The sequence below is a fragment of the Exiguobacterium sp. TDN 0502 genome (assembly GCF_050846835.1).
Classification (GTDB): domain Bacteria; phylum Bacillota; class Bacilli; order Exiguobacteriales; family Exiguobacteriaceae; genus Exiguobacterium_A.
Genome location: NZ_JBOZGJ010000011.1, coordinates 62191 through 87434, shown reverse-complemented (window position 1 = coordinate 87434; position 25244 = coordinate 62191). Strand labels below are relative to the sequence as shown.

Sequence of the window (25244 nt, the reverse complement as noted above, 5' to 3'; positions counted from 1 at the left end):
TAAGATGAACATTGGAATCACAGGAGGTGCCGGCTTCATCGGCGCCGCCCTCGCCCTCCGGCTCCAGCAGCACCATACCGTCCATGTCCTTGATGCTTTCACGGACTACTATGATGTTCAGTTAAAAGAAGAACGAACCGTTGCGTTAAGACGTGCCGGCGTTACCGTTACGACGGGTGACGTTCATCACGATCTCGACGCCTGGATGAAGACACCGTTCGACGCCGTCTTTCATCTCGCAGCACTGCCTGGGGTTCCGCGTTCGCTCGAAGAACCGCATCACTATATTCGCGAGGACATCGATATGACGGTGACCTTGTTAGAAGCCGCAAAAAGACATGGCATGCCGCATGTCTTTTTCGCGTCTTCTTCTTCCGTTTATGGGGAGCAGACGGGTCCGCTCAAAGAAAATCAGGCAACGGGGCATGTCACTAGTCCGTACGCGGCAGCCAAGTATAGTGCCGAAAGTTTTTGTCATGCGTATGCTCATTTGTATGATTTAAATGTGACCGTATTCCGTTTCTTCACTGTCTATGGTCCAGCGGGTCGTCCTGATATGGCACTGTTTCGTTTCATTGAACAGGCGTTACGCGGGGAGCGCCTCACCGTCTTCGGTGATCCAATCCGTGACTTCACCCATATCGATGACATCACACGCGGCATGGAACAAGCTTTGCTCGCTCGTGCTGTCGGAACGTACAATCTTGGTGCAAATCAGCCGGTTTCTGTACGTACCTTAGCCGAACGGATCGGTCAACGGTTCGATGTACCCGTGCAGACTCAAACTGCCCGGCTTGGAGACGTGACGATGACATGGAGTGATACGACGGCGGCACAGAAAGCATTCGACTATCAACCGTCAATCGAAATCGATGCTGGACTGGAGCAGGTGATCGCGTGGCATCAAAATCGCTGATCCGAACGCTTCTTTACCTGACGCTTACCGGGCTCGTCATCTTTTTGCTCCTTCGTTTTTTCCTTGAGTTGCCGGTCTCTTATCGGTATATCGAAGCGCTATTCAAGAGCCCGTGGACGATCCTTGCGACCGTGACGTATGCGTTCGCCTTTTATTTACGAGCGATTGCCTGGCGTCGCGCTGATGCGAAACGTGCACCAACGGCTGTTTACCTATCAAGTCTTTATCTTGGACTGACGATCAATCACCTCTCACCGGTCAAACTGGGAGAGATGATTCGGCTCGTGACGGCGAGAGCCGTCGGAAGTCCATGGAAGCAGACGAGCGCGATCTTCGTCTTACAACGAAGTATTGACTTGATCGTTCTGTGTACCTTCATTCTGATCGGTTGGTTGTTTCATCCGATCGTCTTACTTGTCGCTGTGCTTGCGAGCGGGTTGTTGCTTGTATTACGTCGGCATGTCCCGCACCTCCCATCGCTCGTTCTGTTAGGAACCCTCGCTTGGGCAGTCGAGGCACTCGCCGTCTTTTTCCTCTTGCATGGAGCAGATGTCGATGTGTCGTTTCCGACGACCTTAATCGCAATGAGCGCCGGTGTCTTATCTGGTGTGATTCAGTTCACGCCTGGCGGACTCGGGACGTATGAACTCGCAATGGGTACTGTGTTACGGCAAGCCGGTGTTACTCATGCGTACGATGTTGCCTTAATGACGCACTTCTTTAAATACGCGTTTGCTTTTCTTATCCCGCTGTACGTCCTCGTTCGCCATCCGGCTACGCTTCGGCTGTTGGTTCGTCAGCTCAAATACACTGATTGGAAAGGAGGAAGACGATGAAAAGTGCCTCTCGCTTTGAAAAAGTCGCAGCACGCGCCTGGAACTTACTCAATGAAGGAAAACCCTTCACACCGATTTTTACGATCGGCGTCTTCTTGACGTACGCCGTATGGACGCAGATGCCACTCGCAGAAGCTGGTCTTGGTTTTATCGTGACTCTGCCTTTATTCATCTTGCTTTGGCGTTATGACTTCCCGTTATTTTTACGAAACTACCTTTGGATCCCGGTTATCGTTTGGCTGTTCCTTCAGGGTACGAATGCTGATTATTTGCCTTTATTCGCTTATGGTGCGGGGCTCTATTTCTTCTTCACGATCTTTTTCTGGGGAACGATCTACTATCATCTCCGAATCGGCACACGCTGGACGAACTTCACGCGTTTTTGGAAACTCGTTCTAAAAAATAGTGATTCAACGAGCGGTAACGCGCAGGAGCAGCTCCCGAAAGTTGCCCTATTGCTTATGTACTGGTGGACAGCAAGTGACGCTTCGACACTCGACATGACGTTCGTCTGGTTCCCAATTGGTCTATTCGTCTTTTCTTGGATTTTGCATCATTATCTCTTTGACTGGAAACCGAAGTTGCCCGAGGCAATGACGGTCGATGCTGATCTTCCGACTTCAGAAAAAGTCTACGTCCTGATCGTCGACGGGATGCGCAAAGATCGCTACATGGCAGCCAACACACCGTTCCTCGAACGATTGCGTCAGGAAGGAACGGAATATACGAACATGGAAACCGTCTACCCTGCCCGGACCGTCGTTTGCTTCAGCTCGATGTTCACAGGTGCTCGACCGGAAGATCACGGTATTCATTCGAACATGGTTTGGAACACGACAGGCGTCAAAACGGATACTGTCTTCGACCGTCTCCGTTCCGTCGATAAATCCGGGAAAATTCTTGGTATCGCTCACCTTGTCGATGCGTTCGGTTCAACCGACGTACGGACCGTCACAGCCGTCATGCATAATGATGTGGCGGACCGGAATATCGTGGAACGTGCCAAACAAATCGTCCATGAAGAAGACCCGGATCTGCTCGCAATTCAGTTGATCGGAACGGACCAAACGGGACACAGTCGGGGAACTCTCTATTCCGAGTATGTTCAAAAAATAGAGGAAGCAGATGCGCTCCTTGCTGAGTTTTGTGAAGAACTCGATCGCCTCGGTAAACTCGAAGATGCAACACTCATCGTCATGGCGGATCATGGTCAAGCCGATGGAATCGGTGGACACGGTCACTTGGATGAAGGCGAACGATTCGTTCCCTTCTGGATGTATGGCAAGAATGTGCATGCCGGTCTGAAAGTCGATACGCACCGCCATATCTTGTCACTCGGACCAACGATTACAAAAGTACTAGGCGCAGACATCCCGCACGATAGCCGCGGCGTGCTGTTGACAGAAGCGTTCAAGGAGGCGACATCTAAATGAAGATCATCGTCTTTTTACCTGCCCACAATGAAGAAGTGTCGCTCCCGCTCGTCTTAAAGCGAATCCCGGATATGATTGACGGGATTCCGGTCGAGACACTCGTCATCGACGACGGCTCAGTGGATGCGACGAGTGATATCGCCCGTCAACACGGCGCACATGTCTATCGGTTCGAGCAGAATCAAGGACTCGGCGCTGCAGTCCGGGAAGGACTCCGCCAGTCCTACGAGCTCGGCGCTGATGTTGCTGTCATGATTGATGCCGATAACGAATATCCGGCCGATCAAATTCCGGATATCGTTCAACCGATTCTCGATGACCAAGCAGATTATGTCTTTGGATCCCGCTTCCTCGGTACCGTTGACGGGATGCGACTCTACCGCTACATTGGCAATCATGTCTTCACCTGGTTACAGTGTCTTTTACTGAAGCGCAAAATTCATGACGGTCAGAGCGGGATGCGGGCGTTTTCACGCGCAGCATGTCACCATGCTGAGATCATTCATGACTATAACTATGCACAAGTATTGACCCTCAACCTCGTTCGAAAAGGCTTCCGCCTGCACGAAGTCCCGATCCGTTACCGGGTCCGGGAAGCGGGAAAGTCTTTCATCCGTTTGAATTATATCCAGCGCGTCCTCCCGGCGATTTACCGGGAGTGGCGACGACCTGTTACTCAGCTTAGCGTTGAAGAACGCACGGAACGAAAGGAGCAACTTGGATGAAACGCCTTCTTTTGCTACCGCTCCTCCTGCTCTCACTGTTTGTGAGCACTTCCACGGTTTCCGCTTATAGTTACGGAGACCCCGGAAAGGAAGCTTTTGCGGAAGCCTATAAACAATTTGAAGAACAACTCGATGCCAAGGATTACGCGCTTGCGAAAGAGACGATTGCCGCCTATGATAAAGAATTCAAACTGTATTTCCCTGAAGCGAAAGCGAAGATCGACACGGCTCTCGAACAAGAAGATGCAGAGGCTGCAAAACAAGCGTACCGCGTCGCTCTCCGTCAAAATATCGAACGTCGCCTGCACTTTGCTGAAGAACAGTTCGAAGACTTCGGTCAAGCGAAACTCTTACTCGCGAAAGCCCGCGGAACATACGACGTGCTCGCACCATACGTCAAGGAAAGCAAGGATGCTAAGACGTCCGATGACGTGTATACTGCATTTGATGAATCATTAAAGGCACTCGGAAACCCCGGACTATTCGGAGTCGGGAAAAAAGCGAGTGACGAAGAATCCTTCAAGAAAAACATTACGCTGATCGAAGAGACGTTAACACCACTCTTCGTCCTGCCGGGTGAAGAAAAAACCGGTGTCTTCACAGAAGAAGATTCCTTTCTCGGACAGACGTTCGGCACAGACGCGATTTGGAAGTTGATTGCGCTCGGACTTGTCGTCGTCCTCATCGTTATCGTCGTCATTGGTCAATGGAAGAAGAAACGCCGCTCATAAGGAGGAAGACAGATGGATTTTCAAGCGTTTTTGATTACGCTTCGGGAGTGTCTCGAGGCTGTTCTGATCGTCGGTTTGATCTTAGGGTATCTCGATCGATTGAACGCCCCGCAATATAAGAAATGGGTCTACGCTGGTGTCGGACTAGCGCTTCTTGCCAGTCTCGGTGTCGCGTTCCTGTTCCAGGTCGTCTTTACGAGTTTTGCGAGTTTTGGAAGCGATACGTATCTCCGTCTCGGCATCATGATGGTCTCCGTCCTGCTCTTGACGCACATGGTGCTGTGGATGGGGAAAGAAGCGAAAGAAAATCAGCAAGCTTCCCAGGCGAAGGTCGCTGCTGCCGTCTCGACAGGTAGTGCGATTACGATGATCATCCATTCCTTCCTCGTCATCGTTCGAGAAGGAATCGAAACAGTCTTTTTCTTCGCTGCCATCTCGGGAGGCGAAATCGAGAAAGTCCTGACAAGTTATGGTGCGGTTTCCGGTCTCTTACTCGCATTAATTTTCGGATACTTGTTCGTGTCTGGTTCCATGAAAATCCCCGTCAAGCGTTTCTTCCAAGTGACTGGTGTATTGATCCTGTTCATCGCAGCCGGCATGCTCGTCCAAACGATTGGACGCTTCCAAGATCTTGGTTTGCTCGGTAGCTTCTTGACGAACGCAGACGGTACACCTGCCGCTCTATACAACATTGTCGGCTTCATGCCGGAGCATTACATCGATCAGGTGCAATACTTGCGGGATACCGGCAATTCGACGTTGATCAGTGGACAGATTGGAACATTCATGGGCGCGATGTTCGGATATAGTCATAACCCATCGCTTGAACAAGTCGTCGCTTGGTGGGGCTACTTCGCCTTTGCCGGTTGGATGTTACTCCGTCAAAACAAACCGTCGAAGTCATCGAAGTCCTTACAGGAGGTTTCTTGACCATCTGGAGCGATCGTTCACGTCCGCGTGGCCGATCGCTTTTTTGGATCGCACTGCTGTTCATCGGCGGCTGGATTGGTTTACGGATCATGTACGTCAGTCCCTTCATCGCGAGCTACGATATTGCGAACTTCACGCTCGCTGTGAACGATTATGATTTGGCAGATTTACGCCCGCACTTTCCGGGTTATCCCTTTTTCATCTTATTGGCACACCTGTTCCTTCCTATGACGACAGCTACTAAGGCGCTTGGTCTTATTTCCACAATGGGACTAGCAAGTGCCCTCTTGCCACTCTACTTGCTCTTTCGTCGTCATGCGTATGACACGACTCGGCTGATTGCTGCCTTTACCGTTCTCTCTACTGCTTCACTCGTTACGTTCGCTGCGACAGGGATGTCGGATGGGCTCGCTCTCGGATTACTCATCTGGTACGGCTGGAGCATCGAACGCGCCCGGCATCAGATTCGCCGCTGGCTCCCGTATCTCTTATTTGGTTTACTGATGGCGACGCGCTTGTCCTATGCGCCGTTTGGTTTCATGCTACTCGTCCTACTGTGGCAGGTGCGAAAGGATTACTGGCAACTCTTATCCGAGTGCGCGCTGCTTCTGCTTGCGCAACTCGCTTGGTTGCTCCCGGTCGCTTTTTCCGTCGGCGGTCCCTACTCGTTTCTTCAACTCTCGCTTCGCTTCGTCAGTGGTCATTTTTCTGACTGGGGCGGTTCTGCTCAGACCGATGATGCCTCGATCGTTCAACGATTTGTTCAGACGCTTCAGCAACTGTTCTGGCATGGCATCGGCTATGGCACGTGGATTGGGTTGGTATCCGGGATGATGCTGTTCTTACGCAAACGTTGGACGATTGATCTCGCTTGGGGGACGACGGCTGGACTTTACTTCATCTGGGTCTGGCTCGGACAAAATATTGATAAGCCCCGTCACGTCTTACCGCTTGTCCTGTTGCTACTCATCTGGTCGATCCGTCAGCTTCCGTTGCGGATGTATCTGCCGTTTTTAGTCGTTCAGTTGACGATCGGTAGCCTAGCGTTGAACGAACAAGCGACGCGTCCTCCAGCGACGATCGAACTGGCACGTTACGTAGCGACACTTCCAATCGGCGCAATCGTCTTTACGGATGAGGAAGCACGGCAGTTCGAGTCCGAACGACCGGATGCTTCCATCGTTCCGATCGGTTCGGTCAGTAAATGGCGTGCAGAACCAAAATCCGATCAGAGTTACGTGACCGGTCGATTGCTCGAGCGTCTTCACGCTCAGGGTGTGCGACCTAAAGTCAAACAGGTCGTCCGCTTTACGAGTGATGCCCGATACGAACCGGAAGATGCACAAGCGATGCTATATCAGTTAACGGCTCCTTGATCAGACCGCTACACTCATGCGAAAAACCATATCGATTCCCGAATGACTCCGTGGAAATCGACATGGTTTTTTTCATTGCTGCGTATCGTAACGCCGTTCCATATAATCGAAGGTACCGCCACTGATTTCAATCGTCCGGACCGGTTTAAAGCCGAGACGGCGATACAGGCGCTGCGCTCCTGCGTTCGTTTGATCAGCATTTAAGGTGAACGCCTGCAGTCCTCGTTTTTCGCCTTCTTCTGCTGCTGCTTGCAGCAGTTCCGTTCCAATTCCTTTACCACTATGACGTGCGTCAACCGATAGGGTATCTAGGTAATAGACTGGTCCCTCCGTCTCGACGTCGATCTGGACAGCTTTCCCCGTCCACTGTTTCAATTGTTCTTTAATTGGTTCGTCGAGTGGTTTCGCATCTGTTCCGGCATATGCAATCACGATGCCCGCTACTTCGTCCTCGATGATTTTTACGAGGATGTTCTCATGACTGAGTCGGTTTCCGGTTTGGGAAACGAAATAAGCGAGTCTTTCTAGAACCTCTTCTTTTTCCGTCGTCCCCGTCAGTGTCTCAGCAATCTCATGAATCGCCTGCTCAATCAACGGGGCAATCTGTTGTGCTTCAGAAGCGTGTGCTTGCCGAATCATATCGTTATTCTCCTTTATACTCATTTTCTAATCGATGAACCTGAAAAATCGGACTCGACGAGGTCGAATCCGATACTTAATTTTTTTGGACTTTCATTCATTTCACTGCGTGACTTTTTGTACGACTGGTGCCGGTACGATGAGAGGTTCCCGTGTCATGACAGCAACGACACGTCCAGCGATTGCTACAGCCAGTAACGTGTATAACGTCAAGCTAAGTGGAAGATAAACAAGTGAAATCACTAACACGATGGCGTCGAGTCCGAATAAAATCGTTCCAATCGATAGACCTGTCAGTTTACTGAGTCCCATCGAGAGTAGATCGTCTCCCCCTGTCGCTGCTCCACTTTTCAAAACAAGTCCGAGACCATACCCGGTCACGATTCCGCTAGCGATTGCTGCGATGAGTGTCGCTGGCCAAGCTTGTTCTGGAAAGTAGAACAGATCAAGTCGGTGCCACATTTCGTAAAAGAGTGATAACGCACCTGCTGAAAGTAACGCTTCGCTGACGAAGCGCTTGCCTTTAAAGTACAAGGCACCGATGAAAAATGGAATATCAAGCACGATCATTGAGATCGAAGGATTGATATCAAAAAAGTATCGACCGAGCAGCGATAATCCGATAAAGCCGCCTTCTGCTAATCCGAACTGTTCATTCAATGTGTAGTAACCGAACGCCATGATCAGCGTTCCGGTTAAGATGGTTGCGATTCGTTTCATGTTTTATTGTCCTCTCCCGTTTACATCGTGGGAGAGGTTTTATACGTCCCGTTTGGGTATTCATCTATTTTCGCTCTCCCTGATTTTTATAAGCCATTACCGTCTTGTTCGTTTTGACCGGTACTGCTAAAAATCAGGTAAGCTGAATAGATGATTGGTCCTCTCGGTATCCATCGGTTTCCACCCCTTCATTAAAAATCTACTTTCATTATAACCCGAATTTCAGTAACTAAAACAGTTTTACGCATTCTTCACATAATCCAAACAGCTTTGCTCACTCATTCACAATTTAGACAAGATTATGCTCAACATTGAACAAACTACTTGAAAGTGAACTTGTGAAGGATTACACTAAGTATATCAAATGAATGTGATTTATATCACAAACAAAACACAAAGGAGACTTTACCCATGAAAGTAGCAGTCATCGGATGTACACACGCAGGAACAGCAGCAGTCAAAGAACTCGCTTCAAAACAAGATGTCGAGATCACCGTTTATGAGCGGAATGACAATGTATCGTTTCTCTCTTGTGGGATCGCACTTCACGTCGGTGGTGTCGTCAAGCACGCGGAATCGCTATTCTACTCGTCACCAAGTGAACTCGCTGAACTTGGCGCTGAGATGCGTCTAAAACATGATGTGCTTGAAATCGATAGTGAACGCCAAACGATCGTTGCGAAAAACCTCATGACTGGTGAAGTCGTTCACGATACGTACGATAAACTCATCATGACAACAGGATCATGGCCAATCATTCCGATGCTTCCTGGCATTGAGCTGAATCAAATCGAGCTCTGTAAAAACTATCATCACGCCCAAACGATCATCGAAAAAGCAACAGATGCAGCGCGCATTACAGTCGTTGGTGCAGGCTATATCGGTGCTGAACTCGTCGAAGCGTTTGAAGCCTACGGAAAAGATGTCACATTCATCGATAGTGCAGATCGCATTCTCAACAAATACCTCGACCGCTCGTTCACTGACGTCATTGAACGCGAATTAACAAATCGTGGCATTCGTCTCGAACTTGGACAAACCGTCCAAAGCTTCAAAGGAGAAAATGGTATCGTCACACATGTCGTCACGGACAAAGGAACGTTCGAAACGGACCTCGTCATTCTTTGTGTCGGTTTCCGTCCAAGTACGGAACTCCTAAAAGGACAGGTCGATATGCTACCAAACGGTGCGATCATCGTTGACGATTATATGCGGACGAGCAACCCGAACATCTTTGCTGCTGGTGACAGCTGTGCCGTCTATTACAACCCAGCTCGGACACATGCCTATATTCCACTTGCAACGAATGCTGTCCGGATGGGTACACTCATCGGAAAAAACTTACTCGCACCTAAGATTCGTTACCAAGGAACACAAGGCACATCAGGTCTTCGCTTATATGACTTAAACATCGCGTCGACTGGTTTGACAGAAGAAGCAGCACCATTTTTCGGACTTGAAGTGAGTAGCACGACGGTTACGGATGCGTATCGCCCAGAGTTCATGCCAACAGCAGAAGACGTCCAATTGAAACTCGTCTTTGAGACAGCAACACATCGTGTCGTCGGGGCACAAATCATCTCTAAAGTCGATTTGACACAAGCGATGAACACACTGTCTGTCGCAATTCAAAACGATATGACACTTGAAGAGCTCGCTTTCGTCGACTTCTTCTTCCAACCGCACTACAACAAACCGTGGAACTTGCTGAACCAAGCAGCTCTGCAAGCGATGAATGAGCGTCAATCCGCTCGTGTCTAAGCGCATTACACGATCAATCAAATGAGGCTGACTCAAAAAAATGACGCGTCTTTTCACGCCCTTTCCTCAGGCGAGACACAAGCCAGTTTTCCTGCTTCATTCAAGCAGGAAAGCGGGTCTTGTTCGTCTCTGACAGCGCAAATGCGCTTCTTCCTGTAGGAGTGGCGTGTGACGCGTCATTCTTTTGTTACGAGATCAGGATGGCAGATCATCATTCTGCCACCCTGATCTTTGTAGAGACTGACTTTTGAGTCAGCCCCGTTTTAGACTGAAGACAACGTGCAATTTTTCTCTAACGAGAAGGATTGCACTTTTTTGTTCATCTCGAACCGTCTTCCTGGGACAAGCATCGCGCCGCTTCGCTTCACTGCAGGGTCGATCCTGCTTGTTTTTCCCTAGGAAGCGATTTCGAAAGAACAAAGTACTTTTTCAATTTTTATCACTAGAGCAAAAGAACATACCAATTATGTCGTCTTTTTTTCCAATTCAGTCTCATAAAGACGCTTCCAGTCCTGATATGGCATCGTACCATTCACTGTTTCCATATCAAAGCGTAACGGTGCGATCAATTCGAGCGAATTGCCATCCGGATCCTCAAAGTAGATCGCCGCATGTGCATGTGGATGATTATCGAGAACGAGCGGTTGATTGGCTGCTGCTACACCAAACGCAGATCGAACGGCAATCCCTCTCTCCTTTAACCAGTCCTGTGCTTTATCGATATTTTCTTTCTCCATCCGAAACGCCACATGTCGAACCGATGGATGATACGGTAACTCGGCTTGACCGGCTTTCCATAAACCTAACCAACTCTTGCCTTGCTCGATCCAAAAGAAAGCGACGCGTTCATTTTGGAACGCACATGCAAGTCCCAATTTTTCATAAAAGGCAATTGATCGTTTGAGCTCCTTGACCGGTAAATGAGCTTCATACAGTCCAGCAATCATCTTCTTCACACTCCTCTTTTTCCAGTGTAAACCATCAATTTCCAAATTTACTACCATCAGAAACGTTTAATCCGACTTGTTGAGGGAACATACACCCTATACCAAAACCAATTTTCAGGAGGAATGTTTACATGGCTGCATCGAAAAATCCGTTAACCCAATACTTCAATGACGATTTCCCAAAACAATATCAGGACGCACCAGCGGTACAAGCAAAAATGGAACCAGTTCCCGATTGCGGAGAAGAAAGTTATAAAGGCTCTGGCAAATTGATCGGCAAAAAAGCACTGATTACGGGTGGCGACTCCGGCATCGGTCGAGCAGCAGCCATCGCTTACGCTCGTGAAGGGGCTGACATCGTCCTCAACTACTTACCGGAAGAACAACAGGATGCAGAAGAAGTCAAAGCACTCGTTGAAGCAGCGGGACAAAAAGCTTACCTCTTACCTGGTGACTTAAGTGATGAAGCGTTCTGTCAGCAACTCGTCAAAGAAGCACACGAATCGCTCGGTGGAATCGATATTTTGGCGCTTGTCGCTGGTAAACAACAAGCTGTCGAAGACATTCTCAATCTTTCGACGGAGCAACTACGCAAAACATACGAAATCAATGTCTTCTCCCTCTTCTGGGTCGTTAAAGCAGCCTTGCCACTGTTGAAGGAAGGGGCTTCGATCATCACGACGACATCGGTTCAAGGATATAACCCAAGTGCAAACCTCTTGGATTATGCTTCAACGAAGTTTGCCATCAACGGGTTCACGCGTGGACTCGCTAAGCAAGTCGCACCAAAAGGAATCCGTGTCAACTCCGTCGCACCTGGTCCGATTTGGACACCGCTTCAAATCTCGGGTGGTCAACCAAGCGAGAACATTCCAGAGTTCGGACAGGAAACACCACTGAAACGCAGTGGTCAACCGGTCGAACTGTCAGATGTGTATGTCTTCCTCGCTTCAGACGCTGCGAGCTATGTCACGGCGCAAATCTATGGTGTCACAGGCGGAATTGAATTGGCATAAGGATTGAATTTCGACAGGATAGCTTCGGCTATCCTGTTTTCGTGTGTGTTAACGGGATATCAGTTGCATCACGAGGTACCATTTAGTCTAATGAGAGTAATAACGATGAAGGAGTGAATCAGATGACTGAAAAAGAAAAGATGATTCAAGGGGAACTTTACTTGGCACAAGATCCGGAACTCGTGGCTGACCGCATTCGAGCACAATCGCTCTGCCATGAGTTTAATCAATTGAGTGTCCATGATGGTGCGAAACGGAAGGCACTTCTTCAACAATTATTCCGGACAGAGCAAGCTGACTTTTACATCGAACCGACCTTTAAATGTGACTACGGCTATAACATCACGTTAGGGGCTCGCTTTTATGCCAACTACGACTGTGTCTTGCTCGATATTTGTCCGATTACGATTGGCGACAACTGCATGCTTGCTCCAGGAGTACATATCTATACTGCGACTCATCCACTCGATCCTGTCGAGCGCAACAGCGGTTATGAATTCGGAAAACCAGTCGTCATCGGCAATAACGTCTGGATTGGCGGACGTGCCGTCATCAATCCCGGTGTGACGATCGGAGATAATGCTGTCATTGCCTCAGGCAGTGTCGTCGTCAAAGATGTACCAGCAAACAGTGTCGTCGGCGGAAATCCAGCCCGCATCATTAAGACGATCTGATTCCCGAGCAGTCGGGATGAAACTTTTCCTGCATCAGTGTCGTACACTTAAAGAAGAACGTCAGATGATGAAAGAAGGAAACTCACGATGGCTAAAAAACGTTGGGGTGGACTTGCTGTTGCCGGCGCCTTTCTCTTATCGAAGGGAAAAGTCATCCTTGCTTTATTGAAATTCTCAAAGTTCGGAGGCACTCTGATTTCATTCGGGATCTCCCTCCTCTTTTACGCGCAGATCTTTGGTGTCTGGTTTGGTGTCGGATTGCTCTATCTCCTATTCATTCATGAGATGGGACATCTACTCGCTGCGAAGCGACTCGGTTTTAGGACTGGTCCTGCGATTTTCGTTCCTTTCATGGGAGCCGTCATCGGGATCAAGGATACGTTTCGAACACCAAAACAAGAAGCGATTCTTGCGTACGGTGGACCACTCGCGGGTCTCCTGTCCCTGATTCCGCTTGCGATTGGATACGCTGTGACGGGAAATGACTTTTGGCTCGTCATCTTCCATCTCGGAGCTCTATTAAATCTCTTCAACCTACTTCCCGTCAGTCCGCTTGACGGTGGACGGATTCTTGCGGGACTTCCAATCATCGTCTGGGTTGCGGGACTTGCCGCCTTGATTGCTTACGGTATCACGAACTTCAGCTTGATTCTGCTTTTGATTGCTTTCTTCGGCGGTAGTGCCGTCTGGAAACGATATAAATTTGCGAAACAATATGAAGCGAACCGGTCGACCTTGATGTTGTACCGTGCTGCACGTGAACGCGTCTTACAGGCAAAAGCAGAACAAGAGCGGGCGAACGCCGAAGCCGCTCTCGACTCTGAAGTCGAAGGTGAGGACGAACAGTCAATCGAGAGTACGTACGATCCGATCGCTTGGTCGCTTCGTCTCGATTTACAAGACCTGCGACAAGCCAGTCCGGAAGAGGCACGGCACGAAGCGGATGACTTGTTACGCTATCAATATGATGCCGCAAACGATTACGACGCCTTGTTACGACGGATCGATCAACGGATTGAACCGCTTCGTCTTGCCGAGGAGTCCGTTCAGTATCACCAGATGCCAAAAAAGCAGCAAACGATCACGCTCCTCGCTTATTTGGCGCTCGGTGCCATTTTATTCATCGCCTTCGAGTATTCGAAAGGTTACTTGCCTACCCCTTCTTGACTCTGATTCAATTGGATGCGCCTCCGTTGCGCATCCTTTTTTCATGGAACGAACACATTGACTAGAGCGATTTCTTGCATCTCGCCAAAGAAGCGACTACTCTGAGTAAAACCCTACTTACCACTTGTCTAAAAAAGGAGGCTCTCCTTCCATGAATAAAAACACTGCCCGCCTGGGTGAAGCACCTGTCAATCAACTCTTGCTTAGTCTCTCCCTACCGGCGATGGTCGGGATGCTCGTGACGGCACTTTACAATATCGTCGATACGATATTCGTCGCCCAAGGCATCGGTACGGCTGCCGTCGCTGCTGTCGGAATTGCCTTCCCGGTCCAACTCGTCCTGATGGCGATCGCCAATTCAATCGGGATCGGAGGAGCCGCCATCGCGTCGCAACGGCTCGGTCAAAAACAGACGGACGGTGCCAGTCGCGCTTATGCCAACGTCTTGATGGCTGTCTTTTTTATCAGTATGCTCGCCATCATCAGCGCTTTCATCTTCGTCGAACCATTGCTTCGTCTCTTTGGAGCGACGGATGAAATCATGCCGTACAGTATCGCTTTCTTACGTGTCTTATTACTCGGTTCTCCCTTCTTCATGTTGACGATGGCGTCGAGTGCCATGTTACGTGCAGAAGGACGAGCGAACTATCAGATGCGTGTCATGCTGACGACGGTCGCCATCAACATCGTCCTGACACCTTTATTCATCTTCGGTTTCGACTGGGGTATTCAAGGAGCCGCACTCGGGACGGTCGTTGCGCAAATCGTCGGTGCTCTGCTCGTTTTCCGCTTCTTTTTTACGAAACGTCGGCAAACGGGGTTAACACTCGATCGACATGCCTTCAAACCCGATTTCCGGTTAACGTTTCGGATGATGCAAATCGGATCATCGTCGTTCATCATGCAGGTTTCCCAATCGATTTTGTTCATCACCGTTAACCATATGCTCGTCCGGTATGGTGGTACGACGGAACTTGCGACATTTGCGGTCATCAATAAGTTCATGGCGCTCGTCGGTATGCCAATCATGGGAATCGTGCAAGGGATGCAACCGATCGTTGGATATAATTTTGGTTCTCAGCAATTTAGCCGGATGTCGCTTGCCATTAAGCTCGCAATCCGTTACGGCTTATCGTTATCGATCAGTTTGTGGTTACTGATTCAACTCTTCCCCCGTTTTTGGGTCGGCTTGTTCACGGAAGAAGCAACACTGCTGCAGGAAGGCTCGAGTGCGATGCGCATCTTATTCGCTTTATCATTCGTCTACGGGATTCAAATGATCATCAACGGGATGTACCAATCGCTGGCAAAAGCAAAAGTCGCTTTGTTCCTGTCCTTATCACGGCAAACGTTGTATACGATTCCACTCGTCCTGATCTTACCGTTGTTCTTCGGTGTCGACGGCGTTTGGTTCGCTTTCCCGATTGCTGATGCGATGGCTGTTTTGACGGCCCTTGTCTTCGCCTATAAAGATCGCGTTCTGTTATTTAAACCGGAGGAATACGTCGCAGAGGAACAAAAAGTCGCCACCGCGAAGTGACTGGAATAGATATTAGATCATCTGCCTTGCAGATGGTCTTTTTTGATGGACTTCTAGAATGCGAACATGTATTCTGTTACTAGTGAATAACAGGAAGGAGCCTGCTTGATGTATACATTAGCGATTGACTTTGAAACGGCAAATCGGAATAGCCGAAGCATTTGTGCGTTTGGTTGGTCCGTCCTCTCCAACGGTCGCGTCACGGAGAGCAAACAGGTCTTAATCAATCCGGAAGAAAATTTTGATGCCGGAAACATCCGGGTCCATGGAATTCGTCCGAACGATGTCATTGATGCACCGACGTTACCTGAAGCGATGGAAGCACATGGCTTATACGATTTAATCGCAGGTGCTCAACTGGTCGTTGCCCACAATGCATCATTTGATATGGGGGCGCTCCAAAAAGCGATTCAAAAATACGATATGTACCAGATGCCCGCTTTCACGTACGGTTGCACGGTCAAATTATCCCGCAAACTGTATCCGTGGTTGCCGAACCATCGATTGAATACGATGGCAGAATTCCTCAACGTCTCTTTCCAGCACCATGATGCAAAAGAGGATGCCTACGTCTGTGCCTTGCTCTTAAACGATATGTTGGAACGAACGAATCTACAGGATCCGGTCACCTTGCATACGTTTTGTGGCGTTCGGATGGGACAGGTTGCCTATTAATAAACAAAAAAATTGTAGACAACAGGGATGACTCCAAAAAATGACGCGTCTTTTCACGCCCTTTCCTCAGGCGAGACACAAGCCAGTTTTCCCGCTCTATTCGAGCAGGAAACGGGTCTCGTTTGTCTCTGACAGCGCATAAATGCGCTTTTCCCTGTAGGAGTGGCGTGTGACGCGTCATTTTTTTATACCGAAGGATCAGAGAAGCGTTTTGTTCACCGACATCGCTTCCTAGGGAAAAACAAGCAAGAGCGATCCTGCAGCGACGCGATGCTTGTCCCAGGAAAACGATGCGAGACGAACAAAAAAGCGCAATCCTTCTCGTTAGAGAAGAATTGCACTTTACCTTCAGTCTCAAAGCACTCTAGACACGAGATCTAGAGTGCTTTTTATAGTATTCCATTATTTGCTTGTTTGTTTAATCGGGAACCAGCCTGGACGACTTGTGATCCCTGCCCATAAAGCATCCGGAACGACGAGTTCGGCTTGTGCTTCCGGGTCAAGTTCGGTCCGGATTGACGCAAGGTCACCCGCTTCGACTTTTTCAACCCACTTCGGTTCCATGATCAGTTCACGACCGAGGGCAATCATCGGCACGACCGTCAAACCTTGTTCGACTTCGTCCGCTGTGTGAAGTGACCCGACACCGATGACCGGTACTTGTTCGCCAACACGCTCTTGAACGAGTGTAATTGGTGAAGTTTTTTCATTTTCATCACGAATCGAACCTGCGAAGAAGTCCATTACTGAGACGTGCAAGTAATCGAGGTCTTTTTTCGCCAGTTCATCGACGAGACGCATCGTATCATCGAGTGTAATTCCTGGATTTTCGATCTCTTCTGGAGAGAAGCGGTATCCGACGATGAATGAAGGATCCTGTTTCGCGACAGCCTCGACTGCATCCACGACCGCTAGTGGGAACGCAAGACGTTTTTCTAAGCTACCGCCCCATTTGTCTTCGCGACGGTTTGAATGTGGTGAGAAGAATTGTTGAATCAAGTACGTGTTCGCACCATGAATCTCAACACCATCAAATCCAGCTTTCATCGCACGACGTGTCGCTTGACCGAATGCTTCGATGATTGCTTCGACTTCTTCTGCCTCTAACGCACGAGGAGTCATTGCCCCTTCGCGTACAGGTGCGACAGCACTTGCACTGACGGTTTGTCCACCAACGAGTTCCGGTGGTGCCATACGACCGGCATGGAAGATTTGTAAGATCGCTTTTGCGCCTTTATCTTGAATCGTTTTTGCAAGTCGCTCTAGACTCGGAATGAGATCATCGCGGTGCGCGCCGAATTCATTCGGGAATCCTTGACCGTCTGCTGTGACGTTCGCACACGCTGTGATGACCGCACTGACGCCGCCTGAACGTTCTGCATAGTATGCGAGTTCCGCATCCGATACTTCGCCGTTCTCTTGTGCTGCATAGTTCGTCATCGGTGCCATCAAGACGCGGTTTTTCAGCGTCACACCGTTTGGTAATGTAAATGGTTCAAACATTGCTTGAGTTGCCATGAGTGAAGTGCCTCCTCTAATTTCTTGAATTGAATATCGACAGTATACGCTCGTCTTCCTTTGAATAGCTACTGATGTGCTTACGCGATGTGTCACTTGCGGATGCCTTTACGACGCCCACCCGGCCACCACCAGTTCCAGTGACCAAACAGCTTCATCAATGCCGGAACGAGCAACATCCGGACGATTGTGGCATCAATGAAAATCGCAAGTGCAATACCGACACCAAGCTGTTTGATCGGACTGACGCCCGTAAAAGCGAACGCGCCGGTGACGACGATCATGATTAAGGCAGCGGACGTAATGATTTTACTCGTCTTCGCCAGTCCCATCTCGGTCGCATAATCGTTATCGCCCGTCTCGTCATAATATTCTTCCATTCGCGAGACGAGGAACACTTCATAATCCATCGATAAACCGAAGACGAGTGAGAAGATGAAGACCGGTGTCAGAATGCCGATCGTCTCCTGCGGAAGAATTGCGCCGGACTCAAACAAGATGACGAGTAACCCGAACGTCGCTCCTAGACTGAGCAAATTCATCAGAATCGCCTTGATCGGAATCAAGATCGACCGGAACGCAATCAGCAGGATGATGAATGTTGCTAGGACGACGACGCCGACTGCCAGTGGGAGTTTCGATTCAATGGCATCATAAATTTCCTGATTGAAGGCTGCCGGTCCCCCGACAAGAAAACCGTCCGCCTGCATGTTTCGTACCCAGTCCTGTGAGGCATCGTCCCCTGGGTCCCCTTTTAAATTAACGTCGATCCGTGCTTGGTCGTTCTCCGACAGAAACGGCTTCAGTGCATCGCGGCCAGCCGGAACAGCGAGTAACTGTTCGAGCGGAATCTGCTGCTGTTCGGAAATCGTTGCGGCGGATACGACGGAACGCACATCGGGATCCGACTCGAGTCGAATCGTCACGTCTTCGATTTTTTCGCGTCCCACCTCTGAGGAAGCATCAGCAGATAAGATGAGAACGGCGTCCGTTCCATCGTTTCCGAATGTTTTTTCCCATGACTCAAAGGCGAGACGCGATGGATACGATTCCGGTAAAGCGGTCGCTTGCGGAATGTTCAACGTCAAATCACGTAACGGCAATAAACAAGGTAACAACAGCAATAAGGACAAAATCGTCACTGCGACCGGACGTTTCATGACGAAACGAGCGAGACTTCTCCAACGGTCTTCCCCCCGACCGACTTGTTGTCGGAAGAGCCGTCCTTTTTCTAGCACCTTCCCGAAGACGATCAACAATGCCGGCAACAATGTCAACGCACTAATGACTGCTCCGAGCACCGAAACGAGCGTCCCGATCGCGACAGCTCGGAAGACGTCGACATCAATCAATAACAATCCGGCAAGTCCGACGAATACACAGATTCCGGAAAACAAAATCGAACGTCCTGCCGTCTCGACCGAACGGATCGCCGCCTTCCGAATATCTTGTCCCTCCTGACGTTCTTCCCGGAACCGGTTGACATATAATAAAGAAAAATCAATACCTAAGGCGAGTGAAATCATTGCAACGGCATTCAAGACAAAAATCGATAACTCTTGTTGCCCCGCTACAAAATAAAGCACACCGGCGCCAAAGACAAAAGTGACGAGTCCCATGATCAAAGGCAAAATTGCGGCAACGGGTGTACCGAAGACCAACAATAAGACGATCAACGCCGCCGGAATACCAATCAACTCGGCTCGGATCAGATCATTCTTTGAGGCTGTATTTAAATCATCAACAACAACCGGTTCACCGGTCAGTCGGATCGTTCCGGTATCGCCCAGTTGACGGGTAACCGCGGCTGCCCACTTTGCATCAAGAGTCGGGACACCGACTGTTACGTACCCCTTATCACCGCGAATCGCTTGCGGATTTTCACCGGGTCCCGTTACACGACCGACACCCTTGATTTCCCTGAACCGTGCGGCATGCTCCTGCATCGTCCCTCTCAGATCATCCTGATTTTCGAACAGGACGATGATCGTATGCGGATCCTGACCAAAATCCTGATCCAACACTTTCTCGACGTGTTGGAAATCCCCTTCACGCGTAAAACCGTTCCCCTCCAGTCGATCCGGCAATTGATACGCGAAATAGCCGAGTGTGAGGAGGAGTATGCCCCAAATCAGTAAAACTATCCGAAAGTACGTACTGATCAGATGACCGAGCCGTTTCATGACGTGTCCCCTTTCTGTATAAACGTACAAAAAACATCCTTCCTGCCGAAAAGCGAAAAGGATGTTTCATTACGTCTTTTGAAAAATTTGAACCCACGTGTTGCCGAATGTCGCAGACGTCGAGACGATGGCGAGTCGCTGCGCATTTTCGTCAAGTAAGATACTCTTGAGCAGAACAGAGGAATGACATCCCTCGAATTTATACTTCAGCTGATTCTTCTCGTATAAATAAAAACGGGAGGAATCAGTGATCGAAAACAACTGTTGCCGGTGATCCACAAGTGAATATTCGGCGTAATCTGCAAACGGAATGACGGACTCTTGTTCAGTTCGTGCATCCCACACGACGTAGCGGGTTTTCTGATCATCATAGGAGATGATTGTATCAGGTGCGATGAATCGCTCGAACGTCAACCGTGTATCATATCCACGTTCAATCAATCGACCGAATAGTGGTGCCTCTTCATAATCAGAGTACCGCCAGTCTTCAGTATGCACGTTTATACACACGACATCTGTTTCCGCCGCATACAGGAAAATTTCATCTTCTTGCCACAAAAACAAATTACTGAACCATGCTTCGGAAAAAGCAGCAGGTCGCTTGATATAATCCAAATGCCCTTGCTTTAAGTCCAGTAAACCAAAATACGCTGATTCTTCAAATACGATGAACAAGCGTCCACCGCCTGGTTCGATATACCAAGAGAATGGAACATACGCACATGCTGTTTCCCATAGTGGTCTTAAATCCGCATCACATTTCATAAATCCGTGGCGATCCCGAAAAAGAAGCAAATCCTCCCCGATTCGATCGAACAATGAGACGGATTCATGGAGTAACAGCTCTGCAGCAGGTTTATACATATGCATCACTTCCTACTTCATACGGTATCAACCTTCTCGTTTTCTCGCTACTATTGATGCGCTCGACTTACACCTCCTGTTATACTAAGCTCATGGAAAAAGGAGGACGAATGTCATGAAACCTTTACAACTGTCAGCAGAGACGGCTGTTGAACTCTCAAAACGTCTGAACGTACCACTTGAACAATTGATGCATATGCCGCGTCATATCCTGATTCAAAAGCTCGTCGAACTTGAACAGGAACAGGCAAAAACAGAATCCGATCCGTCCGGCGAATCTGAATCCTGAGCAAGAGACCTCGCTTCCGAATGGAAGGAGGTCTCTTGCTACTTTATGACTGGGGATGATAGTCTGATTTACCGTACCGGAAAACGTTGATGATCGCCTTGCCGTCACTCGGATAACCGTTTGGATGATCAATTGGGAAGAGTGAGAAAAAGACAAAATAAAAAGAGAAGTACGCAAACTGATACGTAAAGATGGATGCCTCGAATACACCGGCATAAATCAGTCCGTTGATGATTAAAATACTGGTTAAATTAGCGATCGAACCACCGGCATAGACAAGAATATTAGCGAATTTCGTCTCATGACGCAGTGCCTCATACTGGCACCAGCCATCCCAAAAATAGACACGATTCAGCCGAATCGGGCCGACGCGAAGCAGCGACCTGCCGGATCCGATATTAATCTCCATATTTCCCCCGAACAAGCGGGCAAAGAAATAATGCCCCATCTCGTGAATCAATGTCACGATTGGTAAAAGCAAAAAGAACGATAAGAAGAATTTCCATAAGTCACCGAAGCCAAACATCTTTCGACACCCTCTCATTCAAAAAACAATATCTCATATATTACTTAGAAGATTTTCCCGAAACATGTCTCTTCAAACAATGTTTAATCGATTTTTTCAAGTCAATTTCGTGACGGGTCGCAATCAAACTGTCATTTGGACATCAAAAAAGGACGAAGCTTGTTCACTCCGTCCTTCACCGGCTTAATCCGTTTTCTTACGCCGTTTATTTGCTGCGTATAGGAGACCGATGATCGTCAATGCGGCACCACCAGCAACAGCATATTTTTTATAGTCCGCCTTACGCTCCGCAATGACAGTCGTCGTCAGTGCTGGGACGACCAATTGCTTTTCCTCGTGTAAGCGCGGGGCATGCATTTTGACCGTTCCCGATTCAACGAGCACCTCGAATTCTCCGTTTGGTAACTCAATCGTGATGTCTTCTTCCGTCGCATTGTGATAAACGCGCTGCCGCTCGACATACCCTTCGTACGTCCGCTTCAGTTCAAAGGCAATGACACCTTCCCCTTCTTCAAGGAAGCGCAGATGTTTTTTAATCATCGCCGCGTTTGCGAGTCGGAACATCGGATATTGACGACGCAGAGCAATCAATCCTTTCACATACTCGACTGCCGGTCGCTCTGTTTCCGCCTGCTCATAGTCGAGCCGGTTGACGATTTCTCCTGCATTAAAGCTGTCTCGAATCCCGTCTTTTGTCCGGAAGAACTCCTGACCTGCATGAAGGAAGGGAATGCCTTGTCCCGTCAGGATGATCGCATTCGCGAGCATTTGCCGTTTCCGACGCATCTCTTCCGTATCATCCGGGCGAGAAACCGATAACTTATCCCAAATCGTCAAATCGTCATGCGCTTCCACGTACGAAACGACCTGATTCGGCTCATCAGCGAAACCTTGGGAAGAGACATTGCCGGCGATTCCTCGTTTGACTTCACTTGTCCGGTCGAACGCACCACTGATGAAACCGCGATCTTCCGGTGTTTGGACGTCACCTTTGACGCCGTCCCGTAAGCCGTTATTAAAATGGCCGATTCCTGGCATTTTCGGTGCATTGAAGTAATTCGCTTTTTCTTCCGGATCAAGTGGCGTATCGAGATCCCAGCCCTCACCGATGATTAGAATTGACGGATCAATCCGGTCAAGCGCATGACGCACCTGATTCATCGTCTCAACATCATGAAGCCCCATCAAATCGAAGCGGAAGCCATCGAGATGGTATTCTTTCGCCCAGTACGTTACACAATCGAGAATGAATTTTCGCATCATCAGACGTTCAGATGCCGTATCGTTCCCACAAAAACTACCGTTTGACAAGCTACCATCCGCCTCCTGGCGATAGAAGTAGCCAGGAACGAACTGACCGAGCGGAACCGTTGCCGCATCATACGTATGATTGAAGACGACGTCCATGATGACACGGATCCCGCGGTCATGTAACGCCTGCACCAATTGTTTTAATTCAAGAATCCGCGTTCGTGGATCATCCGGATTCGACGAATACGAACCTTCCGGCGCAAAGTAGTTCACCGGATCATACCCCCAGTTATAGTTATCCGGATTGTTCGGCGCTGTCTCATTGACTGAGCCGAAATCATAAATCGGTAGTAACTGAACATGCGTCACACCAAGATCTGCTAAATAATCAAGTCCAGTCAATCCACCATTTGGCGTCCGGGTTCCCGCTTCCGTTAGTCCAGCAAATGTGCCACGTGCGACGACACCACTAGCCGGATGACTCGTTGCATCGCGTACGTGCAATTCATAAATGACTGCGTCTTGCGAAGAGTGGAATAATGGACGTTCTTCAATCCACCGCTCTGGTGTGACACTTGTTGGATCAATCAACGCACCACGCTTTCCGTTCGTGCCGACGGCTTTCGCATACGGATCGACCGCCTCGACTTTTTTTCCGTCGATGCTCGCTTGAAACGTATAGAAATAACCTTCATATGCCGCTCGATCGAGTTCGACGACGTACGTTCCCCGTTCGCCTGCCACCATCTCGACCTCTTCGACTTTTCGTGCGCGTAACGTCCGGTACAAACGAATCACGACACGCTCTGCCGTCGGCGCCCACAGGCGCACGTGAATCGTCGTTTCCGTGAAGGTCGCTCCTAAATCATTTCCACTATAGGCAAATCGCTCATCTAGTTCTTGCGGTGTGAGCGTCAACACGTCTGCTGTTTGTTTCAAAGCTAAGCACCCCTTTCATTTCATGGTTTTTATTATAACAAAATTTCAAAGCAGTGGACGCTTCCGGTATTCCTCTCTAAAATAGAGAGTGGAATGAAAGGGGAGATTCACATGGCAGCAAAAGATAATTCATTTGATATCGTGTCACAAATCAACATCGAGGAAGTCAAGAACGCGGTCCAGATCGCACTGAAGGAAATCACGAACCGTTTCGACTTCAAAGGGTCAAAAAGCGACATGAAGCTCGAAAAAGAGGATTTGATCCTGATCTCAGATGACGATTTTAAACTCGATCAAGTCAAAGATGTCTTAACGGCAAAATTGATCAAACGCGAGGTTCCGACCAAAAACCTGCAGTACGAAAAAGTCGAACAGGCTGCTGGCAATACGGTTCGCCAACGCGTCATCCTTAAGAGCGGGATTGATCGTGATGATGCGAAAAAAATCAACAATGCCGTCAAGGAATCGAAATTAAAAGTGAAGACACAAATCCAAGATGATCAAATCCGCGTTACAGGTAAATCACGGGACGACTTGCAACAAGTCATGCAAATCGTTCGTGAGCTTCCGTTATCGGTCGACGTTCAATTCATTAACTTCCGTTAATCTACTCGCGTCAAATCGGCTGAACGTTCTTGTTCAGTCCATCAAACAAAAAAGGGAGGTGCTTTCTGGATCGTATCCAAGAAGCACCTCCCTTCATTTATAGTGTTGCTTATTGCGCTGTGTAGCCACCATCGAGAACGACAGCTTGACCCGTGACACCTGCTGCTTTGTCACTTGCAAGGAAAATAGCGTAATCCGCGATTTCTTTGACTTGAAGTAGACGTTGTTGCGGGACAAGTGGGTAGATGACTTCTTCTAATACACGTTCGAGTGGTACATTCCGTGTTTCAGCGAGCGAAGACAATTGGTTTTGGACGAGTGGTGTATCGACATATCCTGGGCAAATCGCGTTGACCGTGATACCTGAAGTTGCTCCTTCTAATGCTGCGACTTTCGTTAAACCGATGACGCCGTGTTTCGCACTGTTATAAGCAGCTTTCCCTGCAAAACCAATCAATCCGTTGATCGATGACATGTTCAAGATTCGTCCAGAGCCTTGTTTTTTCATGATCGGGAAGACATATTTTGTATAAAGGAATGGTGCACGAAGCATGATGCTTTGAAGCAAGTCGAATTTCTCAGTCGAGAACTCTTCGATTGGTGAGACGTGTTGCATACCCGCATTGTTGATGACGATATCAATCGTTCCGTAGTGTGCGACAGTCTGATCGATACTTGATTTGATTGCCTCTTCATTCGTCACGTCACCTGCGACGGCAAACGCATCGAAGCCTTTTTCACGAAGTGTTTCAGCAGAGCGTTTTGCAGCTTCTTCCTGAAGATCGACGATAACGACCTTCGCACCTTCTTGGGCGAATTCTTCAGCGATCTCAAGACCGATTCCGCTTGCTGCTCCTGTAATTAATGCAACTTTTCCTTCGAGTTGTTTCATCATGATGGATTCCTTCTTTCTTTATCTTTACGTGTTCGGTCTCTTTACTGTACGCTGATTGAAAGAATAATAAAAATGAATACTTGTTAT

The 25244-nt window shown here is 48.8% G+C and carries 24 protein-coding genes; 15 read left to right on the top strand and 9 right to left on the bottom strand.

Features of this window, described 5'->3' with window-relative positions:
• Nucleotides 1–4: 4 nt before the first annotated feature.
• From ACRPK8_RS12150 to ACRPK8_RS12120, 7 genes are read left to right on the top strand one after another with little or no spacing between them, the layout of a single operon-like run.
• Nucleotides 5–916, top strand: coding sequence for an NAD-dependent epimerase/dehydratase family protein (locus ACRPK8_RS12150; protein ID WP_432238443.1), 912 nt, complete (start codon nucleotides 5–7; stop codon nucleotides 914–916).
• A complete protein-coding gene (locus ACRPK8_RS12145) occupies nucleotides 898–1752 on the top strand; it encodes a lysylphosphatidylglycerol synthase transmembrane domain-containing protein (RefSeq protein ID WP_432238442.1) in 855 nt (284 codons plus the stop codon). Before ACRPK8_RS12150 ends, ACRPK8_RS12145 begins: the two co-directional genes overlap by 19 nt.
• The gene (locus tag ACRPK8_RS12140) at nucleotides 1749–3185 is read left to right on the top strand and encodes an alkaline phosphatase family protein (protein ID WP_432238441.1); all 1437 of its coding nucleotides are present in this window, start codon (nucleotides 1749–1751) and stop codon (nucleotides 3183–3185) included. Before ACRPK8_RS12145 ends, ACRPK8_RS12140 begins: the two co-directional genes overlap by 4 nt.
• On the top strand, nucleotides 3182–3910 hold the full coding sequence (locus tag ACRPK8_RS12135) for a glycosyltransferase family 2 protein (protein WP_432238440.1): 729 nt from the start codon (nucleotides 3182–3184) through the stop codon (nucleotides 3908–3910). Before ACRPK8_RS12140 ends, ACRPK8_RS12135 begins: the two co-directional genes overlap by 4 nt.
• A complete protein-coding gene (locus ACRPK8_RS12130; protein WP_432238439.1) occupies nucleotides 3907–4641 on the top strand; it encodes a hypothetical protein in 735 nt (244 codons plus the stop codon). Before ACRPK8_RS12135 ends, ACRPK8_RS12130 begins: the two co-directional genes overlap by 4 nt.
• Nucleotides 4642–4653: 12 nt before the next feature.
• Nucleotides 4654–5571 carry an FTR1 family iron permease gene (locus ACRPK8_RS12125; RefSeq protein ID WP_432238438.1) on the top strand — a complete coding sequence of 306 codons (918 nt, stop codon included), beginning with the start codon at nucleotides 4654–4656 and terminating at the stop codon, nucleotides 5569–5571.
• Nucleotides 5568–6947 carry a hypothetical protein gene (locus ACRPK8_RS12120; RefSeq protein WP_432238437.1) on the top strand — a complete coding sequence of 460 codons (1380 nt, stop codon included), beginning with the start codon at nucleotides 5568–5570 and terminating at the stop codon, nucleotides 6945–6947. The genes ACRPK8_RS12125 and ACRPK8_RS12120 overlap by 4 nt, the downstream gene beginning before the upstream one ends.
• Before the next feature lie 72 nt (nucleotides 6948–7019).
• Here the strand turns inward: ACRPK8_RS12120 and ACRPK8_RS12115 are convergent, their stop codons facing one another.
• Both ACRPK8_RS12115 and ACRPK8_RS12110 read right to left on the bottom strand, forming a co-directional pair.
• A complete protein-coding gene (locus ACRPK8_RS12115) occupies nucleotides 7020–7586 on the bottom strand; it encodes a GNAT family N-acetyltransferase (protein WP_432238436.1) in 567 nt (188 codons plus the stop codon).
• 102 nt (nucleotides 7587–7688) lie between these two features.
• Entirely contained in the window at nucleotides 7689–8306 is a 618-nt protein-coding gene (locus ACRPK8_RS12110) for a YitT family protein (RefSeq protein ID WP_432238435.1), read from the bottom strand.
• A 411-nt stretch (nucleotides 8307–8717) separates the two neighbouring features.
• On the opposite strand from ACRPK8_RS12110, the gene ACRPK8_RS12105 reads away from it, so the two are divergent.
• Nucleotides 8718–10067, top strand: a complete 1350-nt coding sequence (locus ACRPK8_RS12105; protein WP_432238434.1) for an FAD-dependent oxidoreductase — start codon at nucleotides 8718–8720, stop codon at nucleotides 10065–10067.
• Nucleotides 10068–10531: 464 nt separating this feature from the next.
• On the opposite strand, the gene ACRPK8_RS12100 is transcribed toward ACRPK8_RS12105, so the two are convergent.
• Nucleotides 10532–11014: a VOC family protein gene (locus tag ACRPK8_RS12100; RefSeq protein WP_432238433.1), complete on the bottom strand. Its 483-nt coding sequence runs from the start codon at nucleotides 11012–11014 to the stop codon at nucleotides 10532–10534.
• Between the two features lie 131 nt (nucleotides 11015–11145).
• On the opposite strand from ACRPK8_RS12100, the gene ACRPK8_RS12095 reads away from it, so the two are divergent.
• The 5 genes from ACRPK8_RS12095 to ACRPK8_RS12075 all read left to right on the top strand — a co-directional run bounded on the left by ACRPK8_RS12095 (nucleotide 11146) and on the right by ACRPK8_RS12075 (nucleotide 16086).
• Nucleotides 11146–12030, top strand: coding sequence for an SDR family oxidoreductase (locus ACRPK8_RS12095; protein ID WP_432238432.1), 885 nt, complete (start codon nucleotides 11146–11148; stop codon nucleotides 12028–12030).
• Nucleotides 12031–12152: 122 nt separating this feature from the next.
• Nucleotides 12153–12704, top strand: a complete 552-nt coding sequence (locus ACRPK8_RS12090) for a maltose acetyltransferase domain-containing protein (protein WP_432238431.1) — start codon at nucleotides 12153–12155, stop codon at nucleotides 12702–12704.
• Nucleotides 12705–12791: 87 nt separating this feature from the next.
• Nucleotides 12792–13871 carry a site-2 protease family protein gene (locus tag ACRPK8_RS12085; RefSeq protein WP_432238430.1) on the top strand — a complete coding sequence of 360 codons (1080 nt, stop codon included), beginning with the start codon at nucleotides 12792–12794 and terminating at the stop codon, nucleotides 13869–13871.
• A 151-nt stretch (nucleotides 13872–14022) separates the two neighbouring features.
• Nucleotides 14023–15411, top strand: a complete 1389-nt coding sequence (locus ACRPK8_RS12080; RefSeq protein WP_432238429.1) for an MATE family efflux transporter — start codon at nucleotides 14023–14025, stop codon at nucleotides 15409–15411.
• Nucleotides 15412–15519: 108 nt separating this feature from the next.
• Nucleotides 15520–16086, top strand: coding sequence for a 3'-5' exonuclease (locus ACRPK8_RS12075; protein WP_432238428.1), 567 nt, complete (start codon nucleotides 15520–15522; stop codon nucleotides 16084–16086).
• A 402-nt stretch (nucleotides 16087–16488) separates the two neighbouring features.
• Here ACRPK8_RS12075 and ACRPK8_RS12070 read toward each other — a convergent pair whose 3' ends face one another.
• The 3 genes from ACRPK8_RS12070 to ACRPK8_RS12060 all read right to left on the bottom strand — a co-directional run bounded on the left by ACRPK8_RS12070 (nucleotide 16489) and on the right by ACRPK8_RS12060 (nucleotide 20651).
• Entirely contained in the window at nucleotides 16489–17604 is a 1116-nt protein-coding gene (locus ACRPK8_RS12070) for an NADH-dependent flavin oxidoreductase (protein WP_432238427.1), read from the bottom strand.
• 92 nt (nucleotides 17605–17696) lie between these two features.
• Complete coding sequence (locus ACRPK8_RS12065) at nucleotides 17697–19787, bottom strand: MMPL family transporter (protein ID WP_432238426.1); 2091 nt, start codon at nucleotides 19785–19787, stop codon at nucleotides 17697–17699.
• 69 nt (nucleotides 19788–19856) lie between these two features.
• Nucleotides 19857–20651: a hypothetical protein gene (locus tag ACRPK8_RS12060; protein WP_432238425.1), complete on the bottom strand. Its 795-nt coding sequence runs from the start codon at nucleotides 20649–20651 to the stop codon at nucleotides 19857–19859.
• Between the two features lie 115 nt (nucleotides 20652–20766).
• Here ACRPK8_RS12060 and ACRPK8_RS12055 point away from each other — a divergent pair, with 115 nt between their 5' ends.
• Nucleotides 20767–20940 (top strand): YycC family protein, encoded by a 174-nt coding sequence (locus ACRPK8_RS12055; protein WP_432238424.1) that lies wholly within the window; start codon nucleotides 20767–20769, stop codon nucleotides 20938–20940.
• A 43-nt stretch (nucleotides 20941–20983) separates the two neighbouring features.
• Here the strand turns inward: ACRPK8_RS12055 and ACRPK8_RS12050 are convergent, their stop codons facing one another.
• Nucleotides 20984–21466 (bottom strand): hypothetical protein, encoded by a 483-nt coding sequence (locus ACRPK8_RS12050; RefSeq protein ID WP_432238423.1) that lies wholly within the window; start codon nucleotides 21464–21466, stop codon nucleotides 20984–20986.
• Between the two features lie 183 nt (nucleotides 21467–21649).
• Entirely contained in the window at nucleotides 21650–23656 is a 2007-nt protein-coding gene (gene pulA, locus ACRPK8_RS12045) for a type I pullulanase (RefSeq protein WP_432238422.1), read from the bottom strand.
• 111 nt (nucleotides 23657–23767) lie between these two features.
• Here pulA and ACRPK8_RS12040 point away from each other — a divergent pair, with 111 nt between their 5' ends.
• On the top strand, nucleotides 23768–24262 hold the full coding sequence (locus ACRPK8_RS12040; RefSeq protein ID WP_023469671.1) for a YajQ family cyclic di-GMP-binding protein: 495 nt from the start codon (nucleotides 23768–23770) through the stop codon (nucleotides 24260–24262).
• A 109-nt stretch (nucleotides 24263–24371) separates the two neighbouring features.
• Here the strand turns inward: ACRPK8_RS12040 and ACRPK8_RS12035 are convergent, their stop codons facing one another.
• Nucleotides 24372–25157 (bottom strand): 3-hydroxybutyrate dehydrogenase, encoded by a 786-nt coding sequence (locus ACRPK8_RS12035; protein WP_238238135.1) that lies wholly within the window; start codon nucleotides 25155–25157, stop codon nucleotides 24372–24374.
• Nucleotides 25158–25244: the final 87 nt, after the last annotated feature.